The sequence below is a fragment of the Ectothiorhodospira shaposhnikovii genome, assembly GCF_047222355.1.
Classification (GTDB): Bacteria; Pseudomonadota; Gammaproteobacteria; order Ectothiorhodospirales; family Ectothiorhodospiraceae; genus Ectothiorhodospira.
Window position 1 is genome coordinate 326265 of the sequence record NZ_CP178333.1, and the last position, 15890, is coordinate 342154.

Genomic DNA, 15890 nt, shown 5'->3' on the forward strand with positions numbered 1-15890 from the left:
AACACGCGCCTTATTCATACCACGAAGGCCCGGCGCAGGCCCATCTGCTCGGGTGCCTTGAGCCAGTCGACCTGCTTGCCCAGGACAATGAGCATCTCCTGCTCGTCACAGTTGTTCTCCAGGCGGAAGAGGGCGGCGACCACGCTGGTCGCGGGTCATACGGGGCGTGCCTCCGCGAGCACCTTGGCCCGGAAGTTCTCGGGCAAGGCGTTGGGGGTCAAAACGTCCACAGGAACACCGAGCAGCTTGCCGAGTTCGTGGCGGATTGCGCCGATGTCGAGCAGGGTCGTATCAGGCGTCGGATCAATCAGGATATCCAGGTCGCTGCCATCCGTGTCTTGGCCGCGCAGGGCAGATCCAAACACCCGAGCATTGCAGGCGCGGTGAGACTCGACCACATGCCGGATCGCGGAACGATTCGAGTTCAAGGCTTCAGAGGGCTTCATGATCTACTCAACGGCTTCAGGCCCGCTTTACCTCTTCCAGCAATTCTGGATGGCGATCCAGCACTCGCAGAAACTTTACCACGGATCGTGGTGGATCGACTTCACCACGCTCATACCGACTAAAGGCGTTCACACCGCCTCCGAATACCTCGGCAGCAGCCTTTTGGGTCAGTTTGAGGCGGGTGCGAATTCGGCGCACCTCCTTGCCCCGCTGCCTCCGGCGTTCAATCACCAGATTATCCATCGCTGAGGCGTACCGAGCCGCGCTGTCACTGTCAGCAAACTCGATCTCCCCACACTGGTCACAGAACCAACCGCGTACGTTGCCCACCTCTTGGGTGAGCCCGTCCAGGCTGGCCTTCACAGTGCGTGTCTCGAGATTCATCTGCCCGGTTTCGCAAAGTGTGCAGGTTCGATTGGTCATCACTATCGCCTCTTGAATGAAATCACAATAGCCCCGTCTGTGCGCCTCCATCCAGCGCTGTTCGCGTAAATGCGCGGATGCCGATCTTGGCCACCTGATCCTTGATGCGCTCGAGCGAGTAGTGGGGGCTACGTTTTTCCATGCCAGAAGTTAACCATATGGGTTAATCCAGACTATACTGGTGGCTCACCAGAGGGTCAATTACGTTCCTCTCTCATCCGCGTGCCCGGCAGCCGGCATCAAAGTCGGTTTCAATTCGTACCCCATGGCCCGATACCCTCGCTGGCGCTTGGCCCACATGCGGGCGAGCTGGGGCTGATCGATCTCGGCGTAGTCGTGGATCCGCACATCCCTTTTTTCGGCATGCTCTCGGTGCAAGCGCCCGGCATATTGCTGCAGGGTGCCTTTCCAGGAGATGGGCATGGCCAGTACCAGGGTATCGAGCGGTGGATGATCGAAGCCTTCACCGATCAGACGACCGGTGGCCAGCAATACCCTGGGCGTGGATTCGTCCAGTGATTCCAGTTCGGCAAACACCGCCGTGCGCTGTTTCCTCGACAGCCGGCCATGCAGCACGAAAACATGTTCGATTTCATTCCCCAAAGCGCCCTGCAATAACGGCAGATGGTCTGTTCGCTCGGTGAGCACCAGCACTTTGCGTCCTTCCCGGTAGGCGGCCAGCACATCCTCAGCGATGCACCGGTTGCGTGCATCATCGGTGGCCAGGGTGCGGAATACGTCCTGTATGGGGGAGTCCGGCGCCAGTTCGGGTGCGGGTAGCATTTTCGGCCAGACTTCGAGCCTTGTTGGACCCGTTTCAGGTCTGCTGGCGGTGTGCCTGATGGGGCCGCACTGCATGAAAATGATGGGGTGATGGCCATCGCGTCGAACGGGGGTGGCCGTCAGACCCACCACGTATTTCGCCCTGGCCTGCTTGAGTATCGACTCGAAGGAGAAGGCTGACAGGTGGTGGCATTCATCAATGATGATCTGGGTGTACTGGTCCAGGAACTCGCCCAGGTCTTCACGGCGTGTCAGTGATTGCATGACGGCGATGTCGATCTGGCCAGAGGGCCTTTTCTTGCCCCCGCCAATGACACCCAGTCCACCTTTGGGAAGATCCAGGAATCCGCCCAGGCGCTCCTGCCACTGACGGAGTAATTCCGTGCGATGCACCAGTACCAGGGTGCTGACCTTTCGCCGGGCGATCAGTGCGGCGGCGGTCACGGTCTTGCCGAAGGCCGTCGGCGCACAGAGTACGCCGAATTCGTGTTGGATCATCTCCCGCATGGCTGCCTTCTGATCCGGGCGCAAGGTGCCGGTGAACCTGGCCTTCACTTTCTGCCCGGCAAGGCGTTCATCCTGCAACTCTGGATGGATCTGGTTCTGTTGCAATAGGGCCAGCACGGCTTCAAGGCAGCCGCGCGGGAGGGCTACATGCCGGGGGAGATTCTCGCAGGTTCGAATCCTGCCGGGCGCGCCATAAAATAGATAGTAAAAACAGCCGCTTACGGGATGCTCTGGGCGGCTTTTTTTGGTCCTGAATCAGACGGCTGAGGTGCTGTGTTACTGATATGTTACCGTGATCATGGCCTCAAAAGCATGAATTGACCGGCTCCTCCCGGGCAGATCGCGATATCAGTGTGCGGCCGTCCTCGCGTACGGTGGCCTGAGATATTCGATAGTGTCATGGGGCAGGGAGGGGCATGCGGGGCTTGCATTGCATTCCGGTAGAGTTCGTTCATGCTACAAGAAGACGAAAGTGCCATGGAGGTGGATAGTGGGTGTGTTTCTCGGACTCAAGATATTTCCAGACCGAATTCACCCGGACGACTGGGGTGACTTCTACGACGATTCGCTCCGATTACTCGTCTCCTTCTCCGAGCCCCTTATCAGCCCTAACCGGAGAATCATCCAGGGGTTCGAGTGCGTCAGCTACTCTCATGACATTGAGAGAGATCTGGACGATCCGATGTCACGCCATTGGCATGTCTCGGGTTCGATGCGGGACATCAGCGTCATGGAGGCGGCCAAGGACCAGCAATACCTGGCCACAGCTCAATCGTTCCGGATGTTCCGAGCGTTGCAGAGGTACAGGAGTCCGGGGGAAGGTTCCAAAGCCGCTGGGATCGTCGACGCGGTGGATGATGAGGCGGGTGAGGCGGAATCCTGCCTGGTCTTTTTTGCCAAGACCCAGGGCCTTGCCTTCCATATTCCCTTGCTCGCAGTTGCCATGCTCGCTGAGCACCGCTTCCCTGACTGCGCCATCACATTTGGCGATATTGATGCGTCGCAGGCTGATCAATCACAGAGCATTGTATTCAGGCACTTGGGCGAAAGGATTCCTCATCCCTTGCTCACCGATTCCTCGCGCCTTCTGGAGAAGGTTCTGGGCCGGCAGGGGGACATCAATGGATTGGAGCAATTCATTCGCGTGTACAGTCCACCCCGGGAAGCAGCATCGCAATTGTTGAAGACTCTTGTGGACCACAATCAATGGGGGCTGGCCCGGGAATGGTTCCTGAAGCACTTCAGGGTGTTATCACCGGGTTCCATCGGTGCCGGGAAGTGCTGCCTCAGCTGGATTCAGGCCACGTCAGATCTGAAGGAGCTGTTTGTGATGACCTGTAAGTCTCCCGCGGGGCCCCAATTCAAGCCCGAAGATGTCCTGAAGTCCCTCGCTGAGGCGGGGATTGGCAGCACCGACGAGGAGATGCGCTGGGTGGTGGAAGCAAACCAGCGCCTGGAGAACGCAGACTCACTCAGTGCCCTCATGGTCAGAAGGGTTCTGAGTCAGTCATCCTTCGCTACTGACCCGCGGCCTCCGGTTGTGGAAGTCGGGGCCCTGAAAGATGCCCTGGTGACCGTTTTTGGTACCGCTGAAGGAGAGCGCCTGATGGTCCGGTTTGAAGAACACAAGAGAGCTTTCCTGGATGCGCTGACTGCCCTCGAAGGGTCCATCGACTCCATCATGGACGAGTCTGATGGCTCCCTTGCAGAAGAGCTCTCCTATGAAGAGGAATTTAAGCGTGACGAGGACATCCTTGGCATTTTTGCTCAAAGCCTGCATCCAGCCTGGTGTTCGGTCAAAGAGTCGACCGATGAGCAAGCCCGTTCCAGCGGTGGGTCTGTGGTCTCGGTCACCCGCCGCTTGTTGTTCAGGGAGTGTGCCTCCCGGCATTTGCCGCTGACGGAGACCGCCTGGGACTGGATCGAAAATGAGCAGGACCGGGACGTGCTGACGCTGCTCCTCACGCTGGTACTCGTCAAGAACCCCGAAATCCACTTCTGCGCAGTCAGAGACTGCGTCATGAACAACAGACACCGCTGCCAGATCCTGGTCAGTGCCCTCAAGGCGCTATCCTCAAGCGACAGCTGAATCCATTCATGGCACCAGGGACGTGAACGACACCACCCATTACTACAACCAGCACGCCGGCCAGTTCATCGCCGACACCCTGCACGTGGACATGGAGCCCCTGTACCAGTGCTTTCTGCGCCACTTGCCGGCCGGCGCGCGGGTGCTGGATGCCGGTTGCGGTGCCGGGCGCGACGCCCTGGCCTTCCAGCGGCGGGGCTATCGGGTGAGTGCCTTTGATGCCAGCGCGGCGCTGGCGGATCATGCCTCACAATTACTCGACCAGCCGGTGCCCGTGCAGCGGTTCGATGAGATGGACGAGGTCGAACGGTATGACGGCATCTGGGCCTGCGCCAGCCTGCTGCATGTGCCCACCGCCGAGATGCCCAGTAACTTCCAGGCACTGTGGCAGGCCCTGAAGCCCGGTGGCGTCCTCTACTGCAGCTTCAAGCGGGGTAAGGGTGAACGTGATCGCAACGGCCGACACTTCACCGATGCCGATGAAGACCAGGTCCGCGTCTGGACTCGGGAACTCCCCGGACTGGCCGGTCTGGAATACTGGTTCACCGAGGATCAGCGCCCGGATCGGAAGGAACAGTGGCTGAACTGTCTACTGCACAAGGCCACCCGTCAACTCATTACCGGTGGTGACGACAACCCCTTCCTGCCCCATCTATGCAGCGGCATTCACCGGGCCGATGCCATCGATATGGCGGTGGCCTTCATCAAGCACACCGGCCTGCGCCTGTTGCTGCCTGATCTGCAGGCGGCGCTGGACCGCGAGGCGGCCGGCCGCCGTCCCGCGCGTATCCGCATCCTCACCAGCGATTACCTGGACATCACCGATCCCCAGGCGCTGCGGGCCCTCATGCTGCTTCAGGAGCAGGGGGCGCAGGTGCGGGTTTACCAGAGCCGGGGCGGCAGTTTTCACCTGAAGGCCTACCTGTTTGCCGGTTCGCAGGATAGCGATGCCCACTGGGGCTGCGCCTTCATCGGCTCCAGCAACATCAGCCGCCAGGCCCTGCAGCAGGGGCTGGAATGGAACTACCGGATCAACTATCCGGGTGACAAGGGCTTTCTGGAAACCCGGGCGCGCTTCCAGGCCCTGTTCAGTGATCCGGCCACCGTGCCGCTGTCGGATGAGTGGATCGACGCCTACGAAGCCCGCCGCATCCCGCCGGAGCGTTCATGGGAGCCGGGCAGCACCGAGTCGGAGCCGCCGCCTACGCCCTCGCACATCCAGGCGCAGGCCCTGGAGGCACTGGCGCAGACACGCCTGGACGGCTACCGGCGTGGTCTGGTGGTCATGGCCACCGGCCTGGGCAAGACCTGGCTCGCCGCCTTCGACACGCAGCAGATGGGCGCCCGCCGGATCCTGTTCGTGGCCCATCGTGAAGAGATCCTCAACCAGGCCGCCGCCACCTTTGCCCGCATCCGCCCCAGCACTCGGATCGGCTTCTATCACGGCCGCCAGCGGGACGCCCGGGTGGATATCCTCTGCGCCTCCATCCAGACCCTGGGCCGGGTGGATCACCTGGAGCGCTTTGGGCCGGGGCATTTCGATTACATCGTCGTGGACGAATTTCACCACGCCGCCGCGCCCACCTATCACCGCCTGCTAAACCACTTTGCGCCCGCCTTCCTGCTGGGCCTCACCGCCACCCCCGACCGCACCGACAACGCCAGCATCCTTTCCTTGTGCGATGACAATCTGGTGTTCGAGAGTGATCTGTTCACCGGGGTGAACGAGGATCTGCTGGTGCCGTTCCACTACTACGGCGTTTTCGACGAGGACGTGGACTACCAGAGCATCCCCTGGCGCAATGGGCGTTTCGACCCGGACCTGCTGGGCAACCGGCTGGCGACCCTGGCTCGTGCCCGTCATGCCCTGAACACCTGGCGGGAACGGGCGCAGCGGCGCACCCTGGCCTTTTGCATCTCCATCCGCCACGCCGATTACATGGCCGATCAATTTGTTCGGCAGGGCGTCAGGGCGGCGGCGGTCTATGCCGATTCCAGGCTGTCCCGGGGTGAGGCGCTGGAACAATTGGCCAACGGCCAGTTGCAGGTGCTGTTCTGCGTGGACCTGTTCAACGAGGGGGTGGACCTGCCGGCCATCGACACCGTGATGATGCTGCGCCCCACCGAATCCCGCATCCTGTTCCTGCAGCAACTGGGTCGGGGCCTGCGCAAGGCCGAGGCGAAGGAGAGACTGGTGGTGCTGGATTTTGTGGCCAATCACCAGAGCTTTCTGCACAAGCCCATGGCGTTGATGAACCGGACCATGACCCATGATGATCTGGCCCGGTTTGCCCGCGATCTGGAAAACGAGAGCCTGGATCTGCCCACGGGCTGTTACGTCAACTACGATCTGCGGTTCATCGATTTTCTCAAATCCCTGGGCGGCAACGACCTTCAGGATCAGTACCACACCCTGCGCGACACCCTCGGCCGTCGGCCGACCCTGACCGAGTTCTACCGCGCCGGTGCCAGCCTGCAGGCCGTGCGTCGCCAGTATGGTCACTGGTTCGGGCTGATCGCTGCCCTGGATCCCAATCTTCAGGCCGAGGAGCGGGCGGTGATTGAGCGGCAGGCGGATCTGCTCCGGGAACTGGAGACCACCGCCATGACCAAGAGCTTCAAGATGGTCCTGCTGGAGGCCTTCCAGGAACTGGATGGCTGGCGGGAGGCGCCCACCCTGACGGATCTTGCTACCCGCTCCTGGCAGGTGTTGCAGCGTCGACGCCCGCTGCTGGCCGACCTGCCGGACGCCTATCAGAACCTCACCGAACCACCGGATGACTGGCTGGGCTATTGGCGAAAGAATCCGGTGTCGGCCTGGGCCGGAGGGTCTTTTTTCACCCTTGAGGGAGATCGTTTCATCGGCGTCACGACGGTGGCTCCAGACCACATTGCCACTCTGACAGCCCTGGTACAGGAAGGGGTGGATTACCGGTTGGCCACCTATGAGGTCAGGCAGGGTCTGGGTGGCGCCACGGTCACGGCCTTGTCCAGCCGCAGGCCGGAACAGGTCTCGCTGCCGTATTTCCCCAACCTCAAGATCGCCTGCGGCCACTTCAAGACGGGCACCGCCGATTGTGAGGAATACCGCAGTCTGCCGCTGGAAGGCTACGGCCGCCTGGATCCCGGTCGGCACTTCATCGCCCGCGCCTCCGGCAACTCCATGAACGGCGGCAAGCAGCCGGTGGAGGATGGGGACTATCTGCTGCTGGAACTGGCCAGTGCCGAGAGTGCGGGCCGGATCACCGGCGACATCCTGGCCATCGAGCGCCAGGATGGGGCGGGCGACAACCAGTACCTGCTGCGCAAGGTGCTCAAGGACCCCAACGGGCAGTATCGGCTCCGGGCCAACAATCCGGATTATGAGGACATCGTGGTCACGCCGGAGCTGCAGGAGCAGTTCCGCACCTTTGCCCGACTCAAGGGCGTGCTGGATCCGTTATCGATGGTGGTGGGGGAGCGGTTTGCCCGAGAGGAGATACCCGGCCTTTTCAACGCGGAGTTCAATCCGGGCAGTTGGAACACTGGTCATGTGGTGCTTGGAGACCAAAAGGTCCATGTGCTGCTGGTGACGCTGAACAAGCAGGGCAAGGCGGCCGATCATCGCTATCTGGACCATTGGGTGGACGACACCCGGTTCCACTGGCAGACCCAGAATCAGACAACGCCCCAGAGCAAGCGGGGCCGGGAGATCCTCCATCATGAGGAGATGGGCATCGGTATCCATCTCTTTATCCGGGAAAACAAGCTGGAGCAGGGGAAGGCCGCGCCATTCACCTATTACGGGTCGGTGCGGTATCTCAAGCACCAGGGCAGTGGACCAATGAGTGTGGATTTTGAGGTGATCCAGCACCCAGGTGGATTTCGATCTGCAAAGCAACTGGATGGGTGAAGAGCACTGGTCGGCTGTCTTGACATCCTTCCCTCCCTCTCGGTGAAGAAACGGCTGGGAGTATCAGTCCAGCGGCAACGCTGGGTGCAAGCATGACCAGGCCAACACAGGTGACGGCGTCCCCAAGATACATTGGGTGGCGCGTAGGGAAAAGACCACCGCTGCGAACCAGCCGAACCGGGTCCTGCGGCTCAGTGCAGGTCACACCTTTGCGGCGAAGTAGGGCGTAGTGCGCCAGCGTGATGCAGCCACCGAAGACCACCAGTAACTGGGCGAGGGGGATAGCTGGACTCGGCCAACCTGGTAGCCCACCCGCTAAGAAGCGCTCAATCACCAATCCGATGAGTACGCTAATGGCTGCCACCTTTGTCCACCACGCTGCTGAATCTTTCAGAGTCATTGTTTCGACTTCCCGATATGGATGCCTGATTTCGGCCCTGAGCGGACATCGGAGGGCTTGGATCTGAGCGGCTGAAGTCGATTCTCTAACGGACACGCCGAACCAGCCTGATCCACATGGGGAGCGCTTCGGGAAGGCCTTCGAGGTTGAAGGGTGAAGGTTTTACGGGTTTCACAAAGTTGGTCTCAGCAGTCGGAATCAGGTGTGGATGAAACTTGGTGCGTCAAGTGATGGACGTCATTGCATGGCGTATACCGATGCTATACGATCAGGAGCGTGATCAAGAGCTTCCGGCACAAAGGCCTTCAAAAATTCTTCGAGACTGGGTCCAAGGTGGGTATCCAGAGCGGGCATGCTGCCAAACTGTCCCGTCAACTCGCTGTGCTGAATCGGGCTAGCACCCCGGAGGACATGAATCTGCCGGGCTGGGCTTTGCACCCACTCAGAGGCAACCTGTCGGAGCATTGGTCCGTTTCGGTCAGCGGCAATTGGCGGCTGACCTTCAAGTTCGATAACGGTGATGCAATCCTGGTCGATTATCAGGACTACCACTGAGGAGGGTCATGATGACGATGCACAATCCACCGCACCCCGGAGAAATCCTGCGAGATGACGTGTTGCCAGCGCTGGGGCTTTCGGTGGCGGCCGCGGCTCGCGAACTGGGCGTCACGCGGGCAGCGCTGTCCCGTGTGCTTCACGGTCACGCGGGTATTTCACCAAAGATGGCTTTGCGCATCGAGCGCTGGCTGGGTGTGGAGCGAGGCGGACGTGCCGAAGTCTGGGCGGGAATGCAACTCGATTACGATCTTTGGCGTGAGCGCCACGGCAAGGCGGCTTAGTGTTGGGACTGCGGGGTATGCGCCCGAAATAACGCGGTACCGGATGGTAAGTTGACCAGTGGATCACCCGACCGCCCCGGCGCTGGTCGACATACGCAATCATCAAGTCACAGTTCATCCCGCAGGGGGCTTGATCTGTGGTCTTCAATCCCATCGCATCCGGGGTATTTCGAGTGGCAGCTGTGAGTACGACTGGAGTCTCTCTACACTTCCACAGACCGTCCGCTATGGGCCGAGTGCCGACCTTCGTCACCTGGCGCCTCCTACCGCTATGCTGTTGTGGAGCGCCCGCGCTCAGTCTCCAGCATGTGGGTACCCAGGGCGGGAGTACCTGCCCGGTAGCCCCCGTATTCCATAGTCCCCACTGATCCTCCATCGTCACCGGTACGATCTCAAGCAATAAGGGGATGTGGCGGATGAGCAGAGGTGTCCGACAGCGCAAGCGTGCTTTCTGGAAGGATCTGGTCCAGCAGTGGGCGGCCTCAGGCCAGAGCAAGGCGGCCTTCGCCCGTCAGCATGGGGTCACGCCCAGTTATCGCAATGGGCGGCGCGATACCCGGAGTGGGTGCTGGGCGAGGCTGAGCCAGGGCGCGCGCCTTCGAAGCCGACAGCCGTGCCGCAGCGGTTTTTGGCGGTCCGCACGGTGGAGGACAAGCCCGATCCCGTGGCCCTGTCGCTGCAGCCCGGGGTTGGACCGGTGGTCGTGGCGCTGGGCAATGGCCGATGGTTGGAACTGTATCCGGGGTTCTGCGCGCAGACCTTGAAACGGGCCATGCAGGTGCTGGAGGCATGATCGGCTGGCCCACGGGGATGGCCATCCATCTGGCAGTGGCGCCGGTGGATTTCCGCAAGGCCTTCGATGGCCTGTGTATCGAGATTGTTGAGGTGCTGGAGCGGGATCCGCTCAGCGGCGAGCTGTTCGTCTTCCGCAACCGGGCCGGCGACAAGCTCAAGGCCCTGTACTGGGATGGTCAGGGCTTCGTGATGATCTACAAGCGCCTCCGGGTCACGCCGCTGATCCAGCCATCGTGCCAACCCCAACAACGCTTTAGAGGTAACCTCGAAAAATACGTTCTGCTCAGTCATGATACAGATCAAGGGTGAGCTTGACCCGCCCGGTCCTGCCTGAACCAGCTACCCCCGGGGTTAGCTGACCCACCCATGCGCTATACTTGTATGACATCTACCCTCATAGGAACGTCCCCATGCTGGCAGTACGCCTCCCTCCTGAAATTGAGCAACGCCTTGAGGCGCTGGCCAAGGCCACCGGTCGCACCAAGAGCTACTACGCCCGCGAGGCCATCCTGGAACACTTGGACGACCTGGAGGACATCTACATGGCCGAGAAGGCCTTGACCCAAGTTCGACGCGGGGAGATGAAGACGCACAGCCTCGAGGACGTGGAGCGCGATCTTGGCCTGGCGGATTGAGCTCACCGACGACACCCTGAAGCAGCTGAAGAAGATCGGTCATGCAGATGCCAAGCGCATCCGGGACTTTCTGCGTCATCGTCTGCAACCGTTGGAGGATCCCCGGCAAATCGGGAAGCCGCTGACCGGCCAGCTGGGAGACCTATGGCGCTACCGGGTGGGCAACTACCGAGTCATCGCGAGCATCGAGGATCATGAATACGGCTTCCCCGCCTGTTGTTTCCCAGATTATTCCACCCTCCTTTTCTCACACGGATTCTGGCTGCAGGCCGAGGGTTTTTCCGGATTATGCCCTCGGCCTTCACCGATGCGTTTGCGCAGATGGCAGATGTTATATTGCCGGGTGGTTTTGAACGGCCCTCGTCCGCCCAGTGATTTCGGGTGCGCGAAAGCCCGGACGACGAATCCCCCTCTGGAGGCTGAGCGATGGACAGACAGCGTGCCCTTGACCTGCTAAGCCGCAGCAAGCCTGAGTTGCAGGCCCGTTTCGGCGTGACCCGACTGGCCCTGTTCGGCTCCACTGCCCGTAATACGGCGAGCAGTGGCAGCGATATCGATGTGTTGGTGGCCTTCGACGGCCCTGCCACCTCCAAACGTTACTTCGGCGTGCAGTTCTACCTGGAGGACATGTTTGGCTGCCCGGTCGACCTGGTCACAGAAAAGGCCCTGCGGCCGGAGCTTCGCCCCTACATTGAACAGGAGCGAGTCAATGTCTGATGCCAGGCAGCGCGAATGGCGTTTCTACCTCGACGACATGATCGATAGCCCCTCCTGGCGCCAGCGTTCCTCTCCATTGTAGAGCACCACCGGCAGGACAGGCGGCAGCTTGCCGCTGGGCGTCAGTTTGTTCTGGCGGATCAGGTCCTGGTAGAGCAGTCCCACATAGTTCATGGCTCATGATGCGCACCGCCATGAACCGGTCCACGCTGCTTTGAAATTCCAGCAGCAGGTACACATACAGCCAGTCCTTTCCCCAGCGGATGCGCCAGATGATGTCATCCTCGCGATCACGCAGTTCGTCGGTCACATAGGAGCCGCTGACCTTCTCCAGGGCTAAATCATTGGCCCGAGGTCAATATCCCGTTGCCCTCAGTTCAATGATGTCGGTGATCCTTTCGCCATCCCATCGATATTGCAGGTGCCTGCCCTGCCGGGTTGGCCCAAGGGCGGGTGGCCTCAGGACACCCGCACACAGACCGCCCTCGGCATCCCTTACACTGGGATAGATGAATCCGTAACGACCTGCTTGTCGGGCCTGAAGTCCCAGATGCTGCGAAGGCCGCCAATCGTGGGGGTCGAGGTAGGGAGTGCCAGTGGGGGCGCAGAGGTCGAGCAGCGGCGCCCGCAACTCTGCCAGATAAACCCGCATTTCCAGGTTGATCGAGGGTTCCGATGATTCACGGAGGAAACGCTCGCGGTGATGACGGGTTTCGGCCACTGCGGTGTGCTCGTCTCGGGCGCAGTAATACACGCCGTAGCCCCCATCGGAAAAACGACTCTGGGCCGGGTAGGTAAAGGCGGCCATGACCGGCGTGTATCCGGGCCCGAATCGGCGATCCTGTTCGGGTACCAGATGGATCTCGCCGGCCGCCTCGCGCAGGCGATTCGAGGTCAGGCCCTCGAGCTCATGGAGGGCCGCCAGATCGCCGGCTTGTCCGGCAACACCCTCGAAGAGGTCTATGGGTGGGAAACGGGAAGGTACGATCCGGTAGCTCTTGGGCCAATGCACCTCCACCTCTGAAAACTGGGCGAGAAGATCAGCCTCGGGCGGCATCCAGATGCTCCCGCACAGCCACCAGGTCTGCTACATGCCCCCCAAGCATGCGTTCAAGGGGGGGGTGTCCGCCAAAGCGGGGGTTGGTGTTCGGTCGTCTCACCCAGCCATGCGCGGATTCGGGCCTTGGCAGCAGGATATGCAGCGCTTTGTAGATGCCGAGAATCAGGGAGAGACGCTCCAGCAGGTTCACATCCGCCTGTACCCGTTCCGGGTCACGCTTCCAGCGTCGATAGGTTGGGCCGGAGACCCCCAGCAGTCGCGCTGCCTCCTGCTCCTTGAGCCCCCATGCCCGGGCAATGTTTGGATAAGCCCGCAAACCGGCGGCAGCCAGTGTCTGGCGTTGCTCCGTCGTCATCGTCTGCATGGGGCACCTCCTGGGAAATGGCCTGTTTCGTTATGGAACACTTGATCGCTCTTTTAATTATAGCGCTCAAATGATCTGTCTGTCTTTCTGGTTCGCGAAGCGCACCATGTGGTGTAAACCATGACCCATGGTCGATGTTGTCACGAAACGTAATTGCGTCTATCAAACGGCGTACCATGTGATCTGGTGCCTGCGAATATCTGGCTTTTGCCGACCCGAACCGGACATCCGGTCTCTGCGGATGAAGGTCTCCAGTGGTGCCCCAAGCGGACCGTCCTGGAAACCACTGGTGCTAAGGCAGGACTGAGTTTGCCGGTGTCGCTGGGTTCAGTCCCAGGCTCTGCCTGGTGTCATGATCACTTGGTCAATTGGCCGTCGAGGGGAGGGTGGCGGTCGCTTTCTCGTGTAGCCCAGGCGTATCAGCAACAGGGGTTGTTCCCCGCTATTCAGTGCCAGGTGAGCTGCGAGCCGCCCGCGAATCGGCTCGACTTCGCAGGGCATGTTGACATGAGCGTGGGCGATGCCCAGGGAGGTCGCAACCAGCGCCACCCGTTCGAAACTGCGGCCCAGGTCAACCCAGTGACGCTTGTCGTGATCCCGGACGATAAAGAGCAGCAGCGCGGAGGCACTGCGGATGGCCTTCTCCTGCCGGGCGGCCTCACTTTCCGGTTTGACCCGCTTCGTCATGATCCAGTATCCAAGCCAGCGGGGAATCGCAGGAAACCCCAAAGCTTGTGCGGTCAGGCCATCCCTTTGCTCCGATGCCTCTCGCCGGGAAAACCGGATCCACGACACGAGTTCCCTAACGAAGGCCGGTTCGTTGAACTGGGCGATGTTGCCCTCCCGGACAAAACCGATGATCGGTTCGATATCCGGATGACCGACCCGGAAGGATCGCACCATCACTGATTCGCAAGGATTGGCCTCCAGAAGCCTTTCAAGATCCGATTCATTGATCGCGCGACCATCGTAAATTCCGCGGTTCGACTGCCGGGCGGGAATCGCCCGGAACAGTGCCTCCACATTCTCCTGAGCCCCCTCACACAGACGAACCCGCAGGCATTCCTTGGGCTCGTCGGGAGGAAAGTAGTCAGTTCGGGCTGAAAGCCCTTGATGTGCGGCCGCAATGCTCAGGTTTTCGAGCGCGCAACCCAGGCTGATGAACAGCGCGTGATTGTCCGGGTCGACGACGGACAGGTGCCGGGACAGGTCGGGGTAGATCCTGATGATGTCTCGATCCACCGAAAACTGCCACGGTTGGGTGTTATGGCCTGACGGGGCACGCACGGCGAACGAGATCAATTCCCGGGCAAGGTGGTTCATCGTCGCAGGGGCTCCCCTCAGTCGGTGTGTGGCCCTGACCAGCTTGTCCATGGAAACGGGCGTTCGTCAGACTCGCCGGTCAGAAAACGGGCGGTGACCGCCAGCCAATGGGCGATGCCTTGGCCGAACCAGGCGATACCCGCGTTGCGCTCGTTGGTGAACAGCATCCAGAAGAACTGGAGGATGGCGCAAATACCGAGCACGGTTTGGGCGAGATTCACCAGGAGCACCAGGATCAGCATGATGAGACCATGAAACCAAAGGTTCTTCGGCGGGGGCGGCACGGTATGGGGCGGCGAGTTCATGGGGCTGGCTCCTGGAGGATGTGGGTAGGGGCGGCGGCACGAGACACGTTCACCGTGTCGGCCTGATACCAAAGATAGCCGTTGTCGCTGCCGAGTGCTTGGCAAAAGAGGATGACTCGCCGGTACTTTCGAGCGCATGCCGCTCAATCCTGTTCTGGTCACAAGCGCATATAGGCGGACTGGTTTTTCGCTGGGCTCAAAACCAGCCGTGAATGCGGGCGTTATGACGGAAGCGCGGGATAAATTGGGCAGTTGAAACCGCGATCAACTTTGATTCGTGGGGTGCTTTGGACGTGCCCGGAATCGTATTCCGACCGGCCGCTCAGGATGAGGGGCAGGGCTGGGGCTGCTCGCGGTTCTCGGAATCGGCCTCCCGCTCGACGAAGGCATCTGGGTCGGGGCGATCGCACTGTTCGCGGTGTTGACGGCGCTGGCGGTCGTGCACGGGTTCCGCCGCCACCGCGGGGTCAGTTTGTCGCTGCTGGCTGCCGCCGGCGCGGTGGGCTGGGATATCTGGCTGCGCCGACGGCAAACAGGCAAGGCTGCTGGGGCTCAGCCGTGGCAGGGCAAACGTGTTGAGAGCCAAGGATCCTGCAGGCGGACGCAAGCGACGCGCGGGGCTTGGGAGGAGTGGCCGCTAATGACCGACTGCAGACTCTTCCCCATATCGGATGGGGCACTATGTTTGCTGATGGCACGGGGAACCTTCGGAAGCTATCCCAAAGACCTCGACGTTTCCGATCAATGGATCGGTGAATCCATCTCCCTTCCCGAATGACCATTTTTCCCCGATACGAATCATTTACGAAACGCGACGCAGTTCCCGGATGCGGGACCCGCAGGCGTGCTACATCCTGCTCAGGACGGCTCACCCCCGGTAATACCACATCGCCTGTGGCAACCTTCGCCTGAGCGAAGATTGCGGGAACACCTGCTCACTTCACAAGGAGGCTGTTTCATGAACAAGTCACTCATCCTTGGATTGACCCTCGTCCTGCTGCCCGGCTTCGGTGCGGCCCAGACGACACCGGAGCTCCCCATCTACGGCAGCCAGCTCATGACCCAGGAGGAACGAAACGAATATCGTGCCCGGATGCGGGCCGCAACCACCCCCGAGGAACGGGCCCAAATTCGGGAGGAACATCATGACCGCATGAAGGCCAGGGCCGAGGAAAGGGGCATTGAATTGCCGGACGCCCCCCCGGGCCAAGGGGGGCGCATGGGACCCGGCGGCGGCATGGGGCCCGGTGCAGGGGGCATGGGTCCGGGTAACGGCATGGGGCCTGGCGGTCGCTGGGATAACTGACTGAG

The 15890-nt window shown here is 60.9% G+C and carries 18 protein-coding genes and 2 pseudogenes; 11 read left to right on the forward strand and 9 right to left on the reverse strand.

What is annotated here, in order from left to right; translation table 11 throughout:
• Positions 1-14 precede the first annotated feature (14 nt).
• From ACLF6L_RS01415 to ACLF6L_RS01430, 4 genes are all read right to left on the reverse strand, one after another.
• Complete coding sequence (locus ACLF6L_RS01415; protein ID WP_412852196.1) at positions 15-143, reverse strand: hypothetical protein; 129 nt, start codon at positions 141-143, stop codon at positions 15-17.
• A gap of 12 nt (positions 144-155) precedes the next feature.
• On the reverse strand, positions 156-446 hold the full coding sequence (locus ACLF6L_RS01420) for a nucleotidyltransferase family protein (RefSeq protein WP_412852197.1): 291 nt from the start codon (positions 444-446) through the stop codon (positions 156-158).
• 16 nt (positions 447-462) lie between these two features.
• Positions 463-870, reverse strand: a complete 408-nt coding sequence (locus ACLF6L_RS01425; RefSeq protein ID WP_412852198.1) for a type II toxin-antitoxin system MqsA family antitoxin — start codon at positions 868-870, stop codon at positions 463-465.
• A 201-nt stretch (positions 871-1071) separates the two neighbouring features.
• Positions 1072-2277 carry a DEAD/DEAH box helicase gene (locus ACLF6L_RS01430; RefSeq protein ID WP_412852199.1) on the reverse strand — a complete coding sequence of 402 codons (1206 nt, stop codon included), beginning with the start codon at positions 2275-2277 and terminating at the stop codon, positions 1072-1074.
• A gap of 379 nt (positions 2278-2656) precedes the next feature.
• Here ACLF6L_RS01430 and ACLF6L_RS01435 point away from each other — a divergent pair, with 379 nt between their 5' ends.
• From ACLF6L_RS01435 to ACLF6L_RS01480, 10 genes and pseudogenes are all read left to right on the forward strand, one after another.
• Complete coding sequence (locus ACLF6L_RS01435; protein ID WP_412852200.1) at positions 2657-4249, forward strand: hypothetical protein; 1593 nt, start codon at positions 2657-2659, stop codon at positions 4247-4249.
• A 22-nt stretch (positions 4250-4271) separates the two neighbouring features.
• Positions 4272-8141, forward strand: coding sequence for a DUF3427 domain-containing protein (locus tag ACLF6L_RS01440; protein ID WP_412852201.1), 3870 nt, complete (start codon positions 4272-4274; stop codon positions 8139-8141).
• Between the two features lie 676 nt (positions 8142-8817).
• Complete coding sequence (locus tag ACLF6L_RS01445; protein WP_238617829.1) at positions 8818-9096, forward strand: type II toxin-antitoxin system RelE/ParE family toxin; 279 nt, start codon at positions 8818-8820, stop codon at positions 9094-9096.
• Between the two features lie 11 nt (positions 9097-9107).
• A complete protein-coding gene (locus tag ACLF6L_RS01450) occupies positions 9108-9380 on the forward strand; it encodes a HigA family addiction module antitoxin (RefSeq protein WP_025281655.1) in 273 nt (90 codons plus the stop codon).
• Between the two features lie 416 nt (positions 9381-9796).
• A pseudogene (locus ACLF6L_RS01455) lies at positions 9797-9868 on the forward strand (hypothetical protein); the annotation flags it as partial.
• 125 nt (positions 9869-9993) lie between these two features.
• Positions 9994-10173: a hypothetical protein gene (locus tag ACLF6L_RS01460; RefSeq protein WP_238617828.1), complete on the forward strand. Its 180-nt coding sequence runs from the start codon at positions 9994-9996 to the stop codon at positions 10171-10173.
• Positions 10170-10484, forward strand: coding sequence for an IS66 family insertion sequence element accessory protein TnpB (tnpB, locus tag ACLF6L_RS01465; RefSeq protein WP_238617827.1), 315 nt, complete (start codon positions 10170-10172; stop codon positions 10482-10484). The genes ACLF6L_RS01460 and tnpB overlap by 4 nt, the downstream gene beginning before the upstream one ends.
• Positions 10485-10585: 101 nt before the next feature.
• Complete coding sequence (locus tag ACLF6L_RS01470) at positions 10586-10810, forward strand: DUF6290 family protein (protein WP_025281197.1); 225 nt, start codon at positions 10586-10588, stop codon at positions 10808-10810.
• A complete protein-coding gene (locus ACLF6L_RS01475; protein ID WP_084307075.1) occupies positions 10794-11267 on the forward strand; it encodes a type II toxin-antitoxin system RelE family toxin in 474 nt (157 codons plus the stop codon). The genes ACLF6L_RS01470 and ACLF6L_RS01475 overlap by 17 nt, the downstream gene beginning before the upstream one ends.
• Positions 11237-11527, forward strand: a complete 291-nt coding sequence (locus ACLF6L_RS01480; protein WP_008933016.1) for a nucleotidyltransferase family protein — start codon at positions 11237-11239, stop codon at positions 11525-11527. Before ACLF6L_RS01475 ends, ACLF6L_RS01480 begins: the two co-directional genes overlap by 31 nt.
• 60 nt (positions 11528-11587) lie before the next feature.
• Here the strand turns inward: ACLF6L_RS01480 and ACLF6L_RS01485 are convergent.
• The 5 genes and pseudogenes from ACLF6L_RS01485 to ACLF6L_RS01505 form a co-directional block, all read right to left on the reverse strand.
• Positions 11588-11861 (reverse strand): annotated as a pseudogene (locus ACLF6L_RS01485) (Rpn family recombination-promoting nuclease/putative transposase); the annotation flags it as partial.
• Positions 11862-11882: 21 nt separating this feature from the next.
• Entirely contained in the window at positions 11883-12584 is a 702-nt protein-coding gene (locus tag ACLF6L_RS01490; RefSeq protein WP_412852202.1) for an RES family NAD+ phosphorylase, read from the reverse strand.
• A complete protein-coding gene (locus ACLF6L_RS01495; protein WP_238617825.1) occupies positions 12568-12951 on the reverse strand; it encodes an MbcA/ParS/Xre antitoxin family protein in 384 nt (127 codons plus the stop codon). Before ACLF6L_RS01495 ends, ACLF6L_RS01490 begins: the two co-directional genes overlap by 17 nt.
• A 327-nt stretch (positions 12952-13278) precedes the next feature.
• Positions 13279-14274, reverse strand: coding sequence for an Acg family FMN-binding oxidoreductase (locus ACLF6L_RS01500; RefSeq protein ID WP_238617824.1), 996 nt, complete (start codon positions 14272-14274; stop codon positions 13279-13281).
• Positions 14275-14291: 17 nt separating this feature from the next.
• On the reverse strand, positions 14292-14579 hold the full coding sequence (locus tag ACLF6L_RS01505; protein WP_238617823.1) for a DUF4389 domain-containing protein: 288 nt from the start codon (positions 14577-14579) through the stop codon (positions 14292-14294).
• Positions 14580-15537: 958 nt separating this feature from the next.
• Here ACLF6L_RS01505 and ACLF6L_RS01510 point away from each other — a divergent pair.
• Positions 15538-15885, forward strand: a complete 348-nt coding sequence (locus ACLF6L_RS01510) for a hypothetical protein (protein WP_238617822.1) — start codon at positions 15538-15540, stop codon at positions 15883-15885.
• Positions 15886-15890: the final 5 nt, after the last annotated feature.